This is a genomic window from Pseudoalteromonas sp. NFXS39 (genome assembly GCF_040148775.1).
GTDB classification, from domain to species: Bacteria; Pseudomonadota; Gammaproteobacteria; order Enterobacterales; family Alteromonadaceae; genus Pseudoalteromonas; species Pseudoalteromonas apostichopi.
Window position 1 is genome coordinate 187,260 of record NZ_JAGDEC010000002.1, and the last position, 15,156, is coordinate 202,415.

15 protein-coding genes are annotated in these 15,156 nt (G+C 42.3%); all 15 read left to right on the top strand.

Annotation, left to right across the window (positions count from 1 at the left end; all coding sequences use genetic code 11):
- The first annotated feature begins 3 nt into the window (after window positions 1-3).
- The 15 genes from fliH (at window position 4) to J3455_RS04495 (ending at window position 15,136) form a co-directional block, all read left to right on the top strand.
- Entirely contained in the window at window positions 4-822 is an 819-nt protein-coding gene (fliH, locus tag J3455_RS04425; RefSeq protein ID WP_130052072.1) for a flagellar assembly protein FliH, read from the top strand.
- A gap of 17 nt (window positions 823-839) precedes the next feature.
- A complete protein-coding gene (fliI, locus tag J3455_RS04430; RefSeq protein ID WP_167657941.1) occupies window positions 840-2,174 on the top strand; it encodes a flagellar protein export ATPase FliI in 1,335 nt (444 codons plus the stop codon).
- Entirely contained in the window at window positions 2,174-2,629 is a 456-nt protein-coding gene (gene fliJ / locus J3455_RS04435; protein WP_130052070.1) for a flagellar export protein FliJ, read from the top strand. Before fliI ends, fliJ begins: the two co-directional genes overlap by 1 nt.
- A gap of 100 nt (window positions 2,630-2,729) precedes the next feature.
- Entirely contained in the window at window positions 2,730-4,964 is a 2,235-nt protein-coding gene (locus J3455_RS04440; RefSeq protein ID WP_349561209.1) for a flagellar hook-length control protein FliK, read from the top strand.
- Between the two features lie 72 nt (window positions 4,965-5,036).
- The gene (fliL, locus tag J3455_RS04445) at window positions 5,037-5,558 is read left to right on the top strand and encodes a flagellar basal body-associated protein FliL (protein WP_130052068.1); all 522 of its coding nucleotides are present in this window, start codon (window positions 5,037-5,039) and stop codon (window positions 5,556-5,558) included.
- 9 nt (window positions 5,559-5,567) lie between these two features.
- Window positions 5,568-6,659, top strand: coding sequence for a flagellar motor switch protein FliM (gene fliM / locus J3455_RS04450; protein ID WP_054553268.1), 1,092 nt, complete (start codon window positions 5,568-5,570; stop codon window positions 6,657-6,659).
- A 22-nt stretch (window positions 6,660-6,681) separates the two neighbouring features.
- Entirely contained in the window at window positions 6,682-7,083 is a 402-nt protein-coding gene (gene fliN, locus J3455_RS04455; protein ID WP_054553267.1) for a flagellar motor switch protein FliN, read from the top strand.
- A complete protein-coding gene (gene fliO, locus J3455_RS04460; protein WP_286257555.1) occupies window positions 7,080-7,463 on the top strand; it encodes a flagellar biosynthetic protein FliO in 384 nt (127 codons plus the stop codon). Before fliN ends, fliO begins: the two co-directional genes overlap by 4 nt.
- 4 nt (window positions 7,464-7,467) lie before the next feature.
- Window positions 7,468-8,208 carry a flagellar type III secretion system pore protein FliP gene (fliP, locus tag J3455_RS04465; protein ID WP_130052066.1) on the top strand — a complete coding sequence of 247 codons (741 nt, stop codon included), beginning with the start codon at window positions 7,468-7,470 and terminating at the stop codon, window positions 8,206-8,208.
- A gap of 40 nt (window positions 8,209-8,248) precedes the next feature.
- The gene (gene fliQ, locus J3455_RS04470) at window positions 8,249-8,518 is read left to right on the top strand and encodes a flagellar biosynthesis protein FliQ (RefSeq protein ID WP_036970111.1); all 270 of its coding nucleotides are present in this window, start codon (window positions 8,249-8,251) and stop codon (window positions 8,516-8,518) included.
- Complete coding sequence (gene fliR / locus J3455_RS04475) at window positions 8,519-9,298, top strand: flagellar biosynthetic protein FliR (RefSeq protein WP_130052065.1); 780 nt, start codon at window positions 8,519-8,521, stop codon at window positions 9,296-9,298.
- A 9-nt stretch (window positions 9,299-9,307) separates the two neighbouring features.
- Window positions 9,308-10,438, top strand: a complete 1,131-nt coding sequence (gene flhB / locus J3455_RS04480) for a flagellar biosynthesis protein FlhB (RefSeq protein WP_130052064.1) — start codon at window positions 9,308-9,310, stop codon at window positions 10,436-10,438.
- A 231-nt stretch (window positions 10,439-10,669) separates the two neighbouring features.
- Window positions 10,670-12,781 (top strand): flagellar biosynthesis protein FlhA, encoded by a 2,112-nt coding sequence (gene flhA / locus J3455_RS04485; protein WP_130052063.1) that lies wholly within the window; start codon window positions 10,670-10,672, stop codon window positions 12,779-12,781.
- 20 nt (window positions 12,782-12,801) lie between these two features.
- Window positions 12,802-14,283: a flagellar biosynthesis GTPase FlhF gene (gene flhF, locus J3455_RS04490; RefSeq protein ID WP_178926719.1), complete on the top strand. Its 1,482-nt coding sequence runs from the start codon at window positions 12,802-12,804 to the stop codon at window positions 14,281-14,283.
- On the top strand, window positions 14,276-15,136 hold the full coding sequence (locus J3455_RS04495) for a MinD/ParA family ATP-binding protein (protein WP_349561211.1): 861 nt from the start codon (window positions 14,276-14,278) through the stop codon (window positions 15,134-15,136). The genes flhF and J3455_RS04495 overlap by 8 nt, the downstream gene beginning before the upstream one ends.
- Window positions 15,137-15,156 lie beyond the last annotated feature (20 nt).

Consider the following 15,156-nt stretch of genomic DNA (forward strand, 5'->3'; position numbering starts at 1 on the left):
GCCATGAGTAAGTCTTCTTTTCATACCGGACGTCCAGTGCATGCCAGCGAAGCTGCTGATGAATTACTTGAAAACTGGCCAATCCCTGAAGTTACGCAAGATACAAAAAAACTTGCTGGGCGCTCAACTGCATACGGCACGCCTCTAGCTGATTTATATCGTAAAGAACAGCAAAAACAACAAGCTGACGAACAACCAGAAGAGCCTGAAATCCCGTCATTGACTATGGCTGAACTTGAAAAAATCCGTCAAGATGCCTTTGAAGAGGGGCTAAAGCAAGGCCATGAGCAAGGTTACATAGACGGTTTTGAAAAAGGCGCTCATGAAGGTAAAGAAGCGGGGTTTAAAGAAGGTGTTGAGCTTGGTAAGGAGCAAGGCCAAGAAGAAATTAAGCCTATTTTAGAAGAGCAGCTCACTAACTTGAGAAGCTTGCTCGATAGCCTTTCTCAGCCTTTATCTAAAGTAGATGAAAGTGCAGAAAAGCAGTTAGTGCAGCTAGCGGTCATGTTAACTGAAGTATTAGTTTATCAAGAAATTAAAACTTCACCAGAAGTCATTTTGCATGCTTTAAAGCAGGCTATTGACGCTTTGGGTGAAGAACAAGCGAAAGTACGTATTCACTTACACCCTGATGATATCGATTTAATTACCCAAAGTTATGGCGAGCAAACCATCGCAGATAATCATTGGCAGTTAATCGCAGAACCCACATTAGATCGTGGTGGCTGTGAAATTAAAACCCCACAATCATCCTTAGATATGACAATTAAGACCCGCGTCAAAGAAACGTTGGAAAACTTTTTGCATAGCAGTGGTATCTAACACTTTTTAGGCTCATTATGAGTGCTCAATCTATGACTCTAAGCGAACGCTTACAACGCTATGAAAAACATATCAAGGCTCCCAAACCTGCTGTTGCTGGTATTCTGACGCGTGTCGTTGGTTTAACACTTGAAGCAAAAGGGCTTAGAGCACCGGTTGGCAGTCAATGTAAAATTGAGACCATCAATGGATTTGTTGATGCTGAAGTGGTTGGTTTTAATGACCAAACACTTTACTTGATGCCGAATGATCATATCTCTGGTGTACTGCCAGGTGCGCGAGTTATTCCAAAAGTAAACGAAACAGGGTTGCCAGTAGGAATGAGCTTACTTGGCCGAGTGGTGGATGGTCTCGGTCGGCCGCTTGATGGCTTAGGTGCCATAAATGCTGAGCATCATCTAAAGTTTGCACAAAGTCCAATAAACCCGCTGGCAAGACGTCCTATTAGTCAGCCTATGGATGTAGGTGTTCGAGCCATCAACTCCGTTATTACTGTAGGTCAAGGCCAGCGTATGGGTCTGTTTGCAGGCTCAGGTGTCGGTAAATCAGTGCTACTAGGTATGATGACTCGCGGCTCTGAAGCTGATGTAATCGTTGTTGGCCTTGTGGGTGAGCGTGGTCGTGAGGTAAAAGAGTTCATTGAAGAAATTTTAGGTGTTGAAGGTCGCAAGCGCTCGGTGGTAGTTGCCGCTCCAGCCGATGCCTCGCCATTAATGCGTTTAAAAGGTTGTGAAAGTGCAGTGACCATTGCTGAATATTTTCGTGATCAAGGTCTTAACGTGTTGTTATTACTTGACTCTGTTACCCGTTATGCCATGGCGCAACGTGAAATTGCCTTAGCGGTTGGTGAGCCTCCAGCTACGAAGGGTTATCCGCCTTCAGTATTTGCTAAACTGCCTGCGCTGGTGGAGCGTGCCGGTAATGGTGGTGAAGGGCAAGGTGCGATCACCGCGTTTTTCACTGTGCTTAGTGAAGGGGATGATATGCAAGACCCAATTGCTGACTCTGCCCGTGCTATTTTAGACGGCCATATTGTTTTATCTCGAGATTTAGCCGACAGTGGTCATTATCCTGCTATTGATATTGAAAAATCGATTTCTCGTGTTATGCCACAGGTTGTATCTGAAGCGCATATGCAACAAGCTCGCGTGCTAAAACAAGTGTATTCAATGTATCAACAGAACAAAGATATGATCACACTAGGTGCGTATCAAAAAGGCACCGACCCTATGCTTGACCAAGCAATTAATATGATGCCACGTGTGAATCAATTCCTTCAGCAAGGCATGAAAGATGTGATCAGTTATGATGATGGTCTACAAGGTCTTGCGCAGTTATTAGGACAAGGTTAATGGCTAAAAGTAAACTTGATTTATTGTTAAAGCTTGAGAGCGATAAAGAAGAGTCTCTACGCATGGATTACTTAAAAGCGCAGCAGCACTTACAAAGTAACCAACAAAAACTGCAAGGGCTGAATAACTTTCGCATGGAGTATTCTCAGCAGTTACATTTGAAAGGTCGCTCTGGTTTGTCTAGTGCCGGGTTTAGTCAATATCATGCCTTTATCGCAAAAATTGAAGAAGCGATACGTCAGCAAGCAAGCACTGTGAATACCGCAAAGCAAGTTGTTACGCAGCGAAAAGCACTGTGGTTAAAACAGCAAGTGAAAGCTAAAGCAGTTGCGAAGTTAATCGAAAAGCAAGCTGAAAAACAAGCGATGCAAGTGGCTAAAGCGGAGCAAAAAATGCTGGATGAGTTCGCTTCAAATCAGTTTTATCAACGTCAACTTAAAAACGCACTTCTCTAAAATACGACCTTTTTTAGGCATGTTAATTGCATTTACCTAACCAGTAGCATTAATTTTGGCACTTGCGGCGGCAAATTGCCTCTTTAGTTTTAGGTGAATTATGGCGATCAGTGATATCAATTTGCAGGTTAAAACTGAGCAAGGTACTGGTTTTTCAGGCAAAGAATCAGAGTCTAGCGACAAAGCATCGGGCTTAAGTTTTTTAACTTCACTAACACAAGCAAGTGAAGCGGCAAACGCGCAAGCAAAAAGTGATGCAGGTGCTGACTCAGTTGATGAAACTAAAGCTATCAGTACTTCTGAAGAGCCTAAATCAGATGCTAAACCTGGTGATGAAAGCACAGCTGCTGATGCTAAAGCTGCAACTGCTACCACCTCTTCAGAACAGCAATCTAAAACAAGTCCAGATGTTCGTAATGAAGCTGTAACTAAAGAACAAAGCGATGAACTTGCTCTTGTAGAAGATGAGGAAAACTCACTGCTTTCGCAAATTAATGCGGCTCAAGCTATGAGTACGCGTGTTAATAAATTGATTGAAAATAATGATGTTAGCCCAGTTGTTGTTGATAAAAAACCATCCCCAATCGATACCATTACACCTGTTATACCTTCACCGATGACAGACGTTGCACAAACCGATGATTCAAAAGCCGACGCGGAAGGCGATAATTCAATAGCAAGCTTATTACATAAGTCTAAAGTTGCGACTGCGGTAGATAGCCAGCTAAAAGCAATGGGTGATTTACCACCAAAAGATAGCATAACCCCTGTTATTGACAGCCCATTAACCGATAAAGGAAAGCTGGGTGTTTCTGCTGTTAATACGCCTGATACAAAACCTCAGGTAAGTAATCTTAATAATGAAACTGAACAAACAGGCGGTAAAAAGGCTGATGTTGAATTAGATGCTCTGTTGAAATCTACTCAAAAACAGCAGACTGCGGATTTAGAAGGTAAAACGAGCGAAGTTAGTTCAAAACAAACTCAAAGCCACGTTGATAAATCTGCAGCAAGCAGCATCGACAAGAAAGTGACAGATAACTCAATTGTTGGCCTATTCGCTAAGGTACAAAGCGGTGATGGAGAGGCTGTGAGTGAGTTCGCTAAAGGTTTGTCGCTAACCTCTGAACAGCAAAAGCAACTTGAGCAACAAATAAATCAACTGAAAGCTGATAATAAACTCAGCGCTGATGAGGTGGCAACAATCAAGTCGCTTTTGACTGACGCTATGAATAGTAAGCCTACAACACAAACTGCACAGAACCCTGTATCACAACTTGCTGTAGAACAAGACATTGTTGTAGAACAAGACATTGCTAATGAAAATCAGGCAAAACAAGAGACTAAATTAGCTGACAATAAGGCTATAGATAACAAGTTACCTACAGGCGTCGAAAAGCAAATCACGGCGTTGACTAAGGATGAACAGCAAGCGCTTTTAAATAAAGTGAATACTCAACTGCAAACGTTAACGCCGGGCACTGCTCAGTACGAAAAGCTCTCTGCGGCACAAACCTTGCTCACAGAGGCTATTAATGCTCCAGCTAAAGTAAATACAGCCACAGCAATGCCTGTTCCCGCAGCAACAGTCACAGCTGAACATAGCAAGGCGAAACAAAATAGCTCAGCGCAAGTTACAGCTGATGCAAGCAAAGCAATGGTTGGTGATGACGTCACAACAGAACTGGATACAAAACTCAATACCGAACGCACACAAGAAGCTGTTACCCCGCGCGTAGCTCAGTTATTTACTCAGATTACGGCTCAAGCAAATGCAACAGTACAACCAGGTGCTTATGAAATGGCTCATCAACAATACGAGCAAGCGCTTGAAGTACAAACAATGCATACGCAAACAACAGCACAAACCCAGGCTCAATCTAAATCAGTGGCCCTTGACCCTGGAGTAATGCAAGCGATTAATATTATAAAAAGTGATGCAGCAAAAATGCTTCAAGAGCGTGTTAGTGCATTATTAAATATCAATAATAAAGAAGCTGAAATTCGCTTAGACCCGCCAGAAATGGGCAGTATGCAAATTCGTATACGTAGCGATGCAGAGCAAGCTCAAATTAATTTTGTTGTACAAAATCAGCAAGCAAAAGAAGCTTTAGAGCAGTCAATGCCACGTTTACGAGAGATGCTAGCGCAGCAAGGTATTGAACTTGGTGAGAGTAGTATTCAGCAGGGTAACCCTGAGCAACAACAAGAGCAGTCAGGGCAAGGGCAGTTCGCTGGAAAACAACAAACACAAGAGCAGCAACAAGAAGTAACAGCGCAAAGTTCAGAAACTTCTCGACAACAATCTTCATCATCAATAGATTACTATGCATAAGTCCTGCTATTATAAGAAATAAAATAGTTACAGCCTGATGAACAGATTGCTGTAACTTTGAGGGAAGTGACAATGGCCGAAGAAGCAAATTTAGAAATAGAAGATACGGGTAAAGGCAAAAAGAAACTAATAATCATCATTGCTGCTGTAGTGTTGATAGTTGGTGCAGCTGCAGGGTACTTTTTATTTATGGGCGATGATGCCCCTGAAGAAAGCCTAGCAGATGAAACCACAGTGACTGAGTCCGCTGCACCATCGAGCTCCGCACAAATTGGTTCGGCTTTATATGTCGCAATGCCACGTCCATTTGTATTTAATGTACCCGGTGCTAGTCGAGACCGTATCGTACAGATAAAAGTTCAGCTACTAGTGCGCGGTGAAGTAAACGAAGAAACTGCCAAAAAACACATTCCACTTATCGAAAGTACCTTACTTGGCGTTCTTTCAACAACGACCGCAGATGAATTAGGTACTAGCGAAGGTAAAGAGTCAGTGCGTGTCGCTGCACTTGAAAAAGTACAATCAGCATTAAGTGATGTTGAAGGTAGCAAAGTGATAGAGCGGGTATTATTTACCGGCTTTGTGATGCAATAAGGGGTCAGCGTGAGCGATTTATTATCTCAAGACGAAATTGATGCGCTCTTACATGGCGTCGACGAAGTCGAAGAGGAAGATATTCACGAAGGTGATGACTTAGACAGTAATACCTTACAGTATGACTTCTCATCACAAGATCGTATTGTCCGTGGTCGTATGCCGACCCTGGAGATCGTGAATGAACGTTTTGCCCGTCATATGCGAATTAGCTTATTTAACATGATGCGCCGCACCGCAGAGGTGTCGATTAACGGCGTGCAAATGATTAAATTTGGCGAATATATTCACACCTTATTCGTGCCAACCAGTTTGAACATGGTACGTTTTCGTCCTTTGAAGGGCACAGGCCTAATTACCATGGAAGCCCGATTAGTATTCATTTTAGTGGATAACTTTTTTGGTGGAGATGGTCGCTATCATGCAAAAATTGAAGGCCGAGAATTTACCCCTACAGAGCGTCGTATCGTTCAAATGCTGCTTAAAATTATCTTTGAAGATTATAAAGAAGCATGGGCACCGGTAATGGATGTATCTTTTGAGTACCTTGACTCAGAAGTTAACCCTGCGATGGCTAACATCGTAAGTCCAACTGAAGTCGTTGTTATTAGCTCTTTCCATATTGAGCTAGATGGTGGTGGTGGTGATTTCCATATTGCACTGCCGTACTCTATGCTTGAGCCTATTCGTGAATTACTCGATGCCGGTGTGCAATCAGACACCGAAGACACTGACCTACGTTGGAGTAAAGCATTGCGTGATGAGATCATGGATGTTGAAGTGGATTTGTCGACTCAATTACTTGAGGTCGATTTAACACTACAACAAATCATGGAGCTTAAAGCTGGCGATATTATCCCTGTGGAAATGCCAGAACATATCACCGTCTTTGTAGAAGAATTGCCGACCTTTAGAGCAAAAATGGGTCGTTCTCGTGACAATGTTGCACTACAAATTAGCGAAAAAATTAAACGCCCTGAATCAGTTAAGTCAGAACTACATGTGTTCACAAAAGGTGGCAAAAAACTGGATTCAGATGCAGAATTAGCAGAACTAGAAGAAGATCTACATCTATCAGAAGGTGTGGATTTAGACTGGTAGTCGATTTATAAGGTTAAACATAATGAGTGATGATCAAGATACAATGGACGAATGGGCTGCGGCATTGGCCGAAGCTGAAGAAGCCGAAGGTGGTTCAGGTGATGCGGCTGTGGCTGAACTTGATGAACTAAAAGATGAAAGACATGAGCTGTCTGGCGACGAAAAACGTAAACTTGATACTATCTTGGACATTCCTGTTACTATTTCGATGGAAGTGGGTCGTTCAAAAATCAACATTCGTAATCTATTACAGCTCAACCAAGGTTCAGTGGTCGAACTAGATCGAGTAGCTGGTGAGCCACTTGATGTATTGGTTAATGGCACCCTGATTGCGCATGGTGAAGTAGTCGTAGTAAATGATAAGTTCGGTATTCGTTTAACTGACGTTATTAGCCAAGTTGAACGTATTAAAAAGTTACGATGAATGCTTTAGTTGCTTTAACAAGTGCGTCGAGCACTGTATTTCCCACGGCATCACCAACGGCAGATTTATTGTCTATGGTGATGTCTTTGCTTTTAGTGCTTGTGGTTATTATTGCCTTGGCTTTTTTGGTAAAAAAATTAAACCCAAACCTTGCCAACAGTGATGAGTTTAAAGTAGTGCGTAGCTTGCCCTTAGGCTCCCGTGAACGTTTGATGGTTATTGAAATTGATAACGCTCAACACTTAATTGGTGTTACCCCGCATAGTATTAATTACTTGCATAAGCTAGAGACACCTTTACAAGAAAAAGAACTCCCAGAACTTGCCAAGAAGTTTGGTAAGCTACTGAACCCACAATCACCTTCAAATAAAAAGAATTAACGCTATGATCAAGTGGATACTTATTTTAGCAAGTTTGCTGTTTTTGCCGTCGGTTAACGCTGAGGGTATAGAAGCCCTGACTATTACCACTAACCCTGATGGTTCTCAAGATTACTCTGTGACGCTACAAGTGTTAGCGATCATGACTGCGCTGAGCTTCATTCCAGCGGCAGTGATTATGATGACCTCATTTACACGCATTATTGTGGTACTGGCAATATTACGCCAAGCAATAGGCTTACAACAGACGCCATCGAATCAAATTTTGTTAGGTATGTCGCTGTTTTTAAGTATTTTTATTATGGCGCCAATTTATCAGCAGGTGAATGAGCGCGCTATTGAGCCATACTTGAATGAGCAAGTTACCTCAGTACAAGCACTTGAGCTTGCTAAAGAGCCAATGAAAGCTTTTATGCTCTCGCAAGTTCGTATAAAAGATTTAGAGACCTTTGCGAAAATAGCTGGTTATGAGCAATTAGACTCTCCAGAAGACACCCCACTGATTGTTTTAATCCCAGCCTTTGTTACCAGTGAACTGCAAACGGCCTTTATCATTGGTTTTATGTTTTTCATTCCCTTTTTGATTGTGGATTTGGTTGTGGCCTCCGTATTAATGGCCATGGGTATGATGATGCTTTCGCCGATGATTGTATCTTTACCATTTAAGATCATGCTATTCGTGTTAGTTGATGGCTGGGGTCTTGTTATGGGCACACTTGCTAAGAGTTTCGGGCTCGGGGTGTAACAATGCACTTCAAGGCACATAATTAGTTAGGAGAGACAAAATGGAACCGGAAATTTTTGTCGATATTCTGAGTGATGCACTATTTTTAGTCATTAAATTGGTATCGGCAATTGTGGTGCCAGGCTTGTTAGTCGGTCTTGTGGTGGCAGTTTTTCAAGCGGCAACATCCATCAATGAGCAAACATTAAGCTTTTTACCCCGTTTGTTAATTACAATTAGTGCATTAATTTTAGGCGGTCACTGGTTCACTCAAGAGCTTATGGACTATTTTACTCGTTTAGTGATGTCGATACCGGAGATTGCAGGCTAAATGGAATTTCCATTTGCTGTCATTATTCAATGGCTCAGCGATTTTTTGCTACCATTGGTGCGTATTAGCTCCATGATCATGATTATGGCAGGCCTTGGTGCGAAGAATGTACCCACTCGAATTAAACTTGGTTTAGCGGTAGTCGTTACCTTTGTTGCTGTGCCTATGCTGCCACAAGCGACCTTCAATAACCTATTCTCCTTTGAAATGATCCTTGTCGTTATTCAGCAAATGCTTATTGGTGTGGCGATAGGCTTTGCTTCAGTACTATTACTAAACACTTTTGTACTAGCTGGGCAAATACTTGCAATGCAAACTGGTCTTGGTTTTGCGTCAGTTGTTGATCCATCTAACGGCATGAATGTCCCCGCGGTTGGTCAGTTCTATTTAATTTTGGCTACCTTGCTATTCTTCGTATTTAACGGTCATTTAATGATGATTCAAATGGTCATTCATAGCTTTGAGGTACTACCAATCGATGGAACTTGGTGGTCCGTTGATCATTACTGGGATATCGTCACATGGGGCGGTTGGATGTTTACTACTGCCTTGGTGCTTGCTTTAGCGCCACTGACGGCGATGCTTGTTATTAATATGTCATTTGGTGTAATGACCCGTGCGGCACCGCAATTAAATATTTTTTCGATAGGTTTTCCGTTTACCTTGGTGGCTGGTCTTGTGATTATTTGGGCTACTCTAGGTAACTTTATGACTCAATTTGAGTTTCAGTGGTTAAAAATGGTTGAGTTAATGTGCAGCCTAGTTGGTTGTACACCTTAGGAGCGCGCCATGGCTGAAGATTCAGGTCAAGAAAAAACCGAAGAACCCACAGGAAAAAAAATAGAAGACGCCAAGAAAAAAGGCCAGGTTGCTCGCTCAAAAGAGTTAGGCACTATGTTTGTGCTTATCTTCTCGGCAATTTCTTTATTATTGTATGGTCCTGAAATTGGTAAGGGACTTTATAATGTCATGGGGCGCTTATTAAGCCTTAATCGAAATGAAACCTACGACACCACTAAAATGTTCTCTGTGTGGGGAATAGTTGCGGATGCTTTACTATTCCCTATGGCAATGTTTGTTTTTATTATTGTAATTGCAGCTTTTATAGGCAATACACTATTAGGAGGATTTAACTTTAGTTGGCAAGCGGCGGCACCAAAAGCGAGTAAAATGTCACCAGCTAAAGGCATAAAACGTATGCTTGGCCCTCAAGCTGGGGTAGAGCTGGTCAAGTCTATTTTAAAGTTTGCTGTCGTTGCCGGTTTTGCGGTGTTTTTAATCAATACCTTCTTTGATGAAATACTACATTTAAGCCAAGAAAGCGCCCCTAGTAATTTTATTCATGCGCTTGAAATTTTATCTTGGATGTTCCTTGGGCTAACTTGTACATTAATTATTATTGCCGCCATTGACGCTCCTTACCAAAGTCATAAACACCATAAAGAGCTAAAAATGACCCTGCAAGAAGTGAAAGACGAATACAAAAACTCTGAGGGTGACCCGCAAATTAAAGCGCGTATTCGTCGAACCCAGCGGGAAATGTCGCAAAGGCGGATGATGCAAGATGTTCCTGATGCAGACGTTATTGTAACCAACCCGACTCACTATTCTGTTGCACTAAAATACGACACAGCTAAAGCTGGTGCGCCTATTGTTCTTGCCAAAGGCGTGGACGAGCTTGCTATGCAAATTCGTAAAGTGGGAAAGGGTAATGACGTGCCAATTGTCGAATCGCCAATGCTTACTCGTGCGTTGTATCACACTACCGATGTTGGTCAGCAAATACCTGATCAACTATTTACCGCAGTAGCGCAAGTGCTAGCTTATGTTTTCCAGTTAAAACGCTTTCAAAAAGGGCGCGGAAAACGCCCTGTTCCGCTCAATAAAAAGCTACCAATACCAGATGCTTACAAATATTAATAATACCAATCCGCAATAATACTTTAATCATTTTGAGGGATTAAACCTGTCGCTATCTGCGTTAAAAATTTCTGATTTAGAACAACTAAATAACGAAATTTTTGCCTTGCTATCAACGAGGTTTTATTGCCTCAAAATAGATCACTTAATTAAGCGAATTGGTATAAATTTGTAACTTGGAATAGTTATTGCAAATTCCGTGTAGTGTCAATTTTTTGAAATTGTTGAATTATGGAATTTAAAGCGGTATTACAACAACTTAACAGAGATAAAAAAGAATATGCTAAGGGTATCGGTACGCCGTTAATGGTACTTGCTGCGCTGGGTATGGTGATATTACCTCTGCCTCCGTTTCTTTTAGATATTCTTTTTTCGTTTAATATTGCTTTAGCACTCGTGGTGTTACTGGTTACGGTTTATACCATGAAGCCCCTTGAATTTGGTATGTTCCCGGCGGTTCTACTGATTGCAACTATCATGCGCTTAGCGCTGAATGTTGCCAGTACCCGTGTGGTATTGCTAGAAGGTCATAATGGTGGAGATGCAGCTGGTAAAGTTATCGAGGCCTTTGGCTCGGTTGTTATCGGCGGTAACTATGCTGTTGGTTTAGTGGTCTTCCTTATTTTAATCATTATTAACTTTGTGGTTATCACCAAAGGTGCTGGCCGTATTTCTGAAGTATCAGCTCGCTTTACTCTTGACGCAATGCCTGGTAAACAAATGGCGATTGATGCTGACTTAAACGCAGGTTTTATCAGTGCAGAGCAAGCCCGTGAACGCCGTGAAGAAGTCACCCGTGAAGCCGACTTCTATGGTTCAATGGATGGTGCTAGTAAGTTCGTAAAAGGCGATGCAATAGCAGGTATCGTCATTCTAGTGATCAATATCGTTGGTGGTTTATTCGTCGGTATGATCCAACATGACTTATCTTTCAGCCGTGCGATGGAAGTATACACCTTGCTAACCATTGGTGATGGTCTAGTTGCACAGCTGCCTTCACTATTACTGTCTATCGGTACCGCAATCGTTGTTACTCGTCAGAATGAGTCGCACAATATGGGCGACCAAGTTAAGACACAGCTAGGTAACGAAAAGTCACTTTATATTGCATCAGGTATTCTGATCATCATGGGTCTAGTACCAGGTATGCCGCACATCGCATTTTTAAGCTTAGGTGCTTTACTTGGTTACCTTGCTTATTTCACACAACAACAAAAAGCGAAAGCAGAAGCTGAAAAAGCCGAGCAAGAAGCAAATGGTGGCGCACCAGGTACAGGGGTTGCCAACAAACAAGAGCAAAAAGAACTGGGTTGGGATGACGTTCAGCAAGTTGATGTTATTGGCTTAGAAGTAGGTTATCGCTTAATTCCACTCGTTGACCAATCTCAAGGTGGTGAACTGTTAAATCGTATTAAAGGTGTGCGTAAGAAACTGTCTCAGGAGCTTGGTTTCTTGGTGCCTCCTGTGCATATTCGCGATAACTTAGAACTTGACCCTAATGCATACAGAATCACTATGATGGGTGTTTCAAGTGGTGAGGGTGAGCTTAAACATGGTGATGAGCTAGCGATTAATCCAGGCCAAGTATTTGGTCCAATCAAAGGGGTTGCCACAAAAGACCCTGCATTTGGATTAGATGCGGTTTGGATCAAACCTGACCAAAAAGATGAAGCACAATCACTTGGCTATACCGTCGTTGATTCAGCAACGGTAGTTGCAACTCATATTAGTCAGTTACTCACGAACAGTGCTGCTTTACTACTTGGTCATGAAGAAGTACAAAACTTATTAGATATGTTAGCGAAGAGTCATCCTCGCCTTGTTGAAGGACTGGTTCCTGACGTATTACCACTTACTACTATCGTAAAAGTGCTACAAAACTTACTCAATGAAGGGGTGGCAATTCGCGATATGCGCTCGATTGTTCAAACCCTTGTTGAGTATGGTCCACGTAGCCAAGACCCTGATGTACTAACGGCTGCAGTGCGAATTTCACTTCGCAGACTTATCGTTCAAGACGCTGTTGGTATGTCTTCTGAGATCCCTGTCATTACCTTGGCGCCTGAGTTGGAACAGATGTTGCATCAGTCACTTCAGAATGCAGGTGACGAAGGTGCCGGAATAGAGCCAAGCCTTGCAGAGCGACTTCAACAATCATTGAATGAAGCGCATCAAAACCAAGAAATGGCCGGTGAACCTTCGATACTGTTAACGTCAGGAATGTTACGTACTGTGTTATCTCGCTTCGTTAAGTACACAATCCCAGGTTTAAGGGTGATGTCTTATCAAGAGGTACCAGACGAAAGACAGATTAAGATTGTCAGCTCAGTAGGCCAACAATAGGATAGTAAAGGGGTTGAACCATGAAAATTAAACGTTTTTTTGCTAAAGATATGCGCACTGCACTGAAAGAAGTGAAAGATGAGTTAGGTGTTGATGCGGTTATTATGTCGAACAAAAAGCTTGCTAACGGCGTTGAAATCGTTGCAGCTGTTGATTACGACAAAGCAGCCCCGAAAGCCGAAGCTAAACCTGCAGTGGCACAATCAGCACCTGCACCACAGCATAATTTTGTTAAGCCTGAGCCAATGCGTGCTAAACCTGAGCCGCAAGCGAAAGTTGCTGATAGCCTACAAGCGTTACTTGAGCGTCAAGCCCCACGCCCTCGTTCGCCAGAGCTGGCGTCAATGTTTAGTCAATCTGGTATTGATACGAGTGAACATTATCAACCAAAAGAACCAAGCTTTGAGCAGCAACAGCCTGAATATAAGCAAGCTCCTCGTTATCAGCAGCAAGCAGCACCTCGTGTACAAACTCAAGCTCATAGCCTAGGGTTTGATGACGATTTAGACGCAGGTTTTGATGATTTAGACTCACCCGCTGAGCATAAAAACTCAGCCCCAGCTAATCAATCAGAAATGACGACTATGCGCGAAGAAATGAATGCGATTCGTCAATTACTTGAACACCAAGTATCTGGATTAATGCAACAAGATATGGCGCGCCGTGATCCAACACGCGCTTGTATGATTGATCGTTTAGCTGGTATGGGGATTGAGCGTGATGTTGCTGAGCAAATGGCGTGTTTTATTCCTGATGATGTATCTCGCCAACAAGCATGGCAAGCGCTGCTGCAAATGGTTGAAAACCAAATGCATACAACTAACAACGAAATCCTACGCCAAGGTGGAGTTTTTGCACTAGTTGGTCCAACGGGCGTTGGTAAAACAACCACAGTTGCGAAATTAGCAGCACTTGGAGCACAAAAATATGGTGCTGATAAAGTTGCACTGATCACCACTGATACATACAGAATTGGTGCCTACGAACAATTGGCTACTTATGGTCGTATTATTGGTTGTGGTGTAAAGCAAGTAAAAGATGCGAATGAATTAGCTGAAGTGTTATACCATTTACGTAATAAGCGTCTAGTATTAATAGACACTGCGGGTATGAGCCAACGAGATTTACGCTTAACTGAACAATTAAACACCTTAATGCGTAATCAGCGTGTTGATATTCGTAGTTATTTAGTATTAAGTGCTACAGCGCAGATAAATGTGTTGCAAGAAACCGTAAGACACTTTAAAAAGGTTCACCTAAGTGGCTGTATCTTCACTAAATTGGATGAATCTTTAAGTTTAGGTGAGATTATTAGCATAGCGATTCAAAATCGTCTGCCAATAGGGTATCTTACTAACGGTCAGCGCGTTCCTGAGGATATTCGCGTAGCGAATGCTGAAAAACTAGTGAAAAAAGCTGAACAATTGTATTTAAAACGAGCAAAAGCACAACATTCAAGACGTCAAGCAGTAGCGTCGAACACAGTAGGGATGTATGATTAACACAGTATTAGATCAAGCAAGCGGCCTGCGCAAAATGAATCGAAATAATAATAGTGGCGTTAAAGTTATCGCTGTTACTGGCGGTAAAGGTGGAGTGGGTAAAACCAACGTCTCACTCAACACCGCAATCGCATTAGGCCAGCAAGGAAATCGTGTATTAGTATTAGATGCCGATTTAGGTTTGGCAAACTGTGACGTGATGCTTGGCCTTCGTGTTGAACGTAACTTATCTCATGTTTTGTCGGGCGAGTGTGAGCTTGATGAAATTCTCGTTGAAGGCCCTGCAGGAATCAAAATTGTACCAGCAACGTCTGGTTCTCAAAGTATGGTTGAATTATCGCCATCTGAGCATGCAGGTCTTATACGTGCATTTAGCGAGTTAAACACTGAGTTTGATATTTTAATTGTTGATACCGCCGCAGGTATTTCAGACATGGTATTAAGCTTTTCTCGTGCAGCCCAAGACGTTGTTGTAGTTGTATGTGATGAACCCACCTCAATTACTGATGCTTACGCACTTATAAAAGTACTTAGCCGTGAGCATGGCGTATATAAATTTAAAATTGTTGCCAATATGGTGCGCAGTTTGCGTGAAGGGCAAGAATTATTTGCTAAACTTTCAAAAGTAACGGATCGTTTTTTAGATGTTTCGATGGAGTTAGTAGCAACCATTCCTTATGACGAGAACATGCGTAAGTCTACGCGCCGTCAAAAAGTAATCGTTGAATTATTCCCGAATTCACCAGCAGCGGTGGCGTTTAAAACATTAGCAACAAAAGCAGTTAAATGGCCGATCCCTAATCAACCGTCTGGCCATTTAGAATTTTTTATTGAAAAACTAGTAAACGGCTAACTATGACAACATCGGTGAAT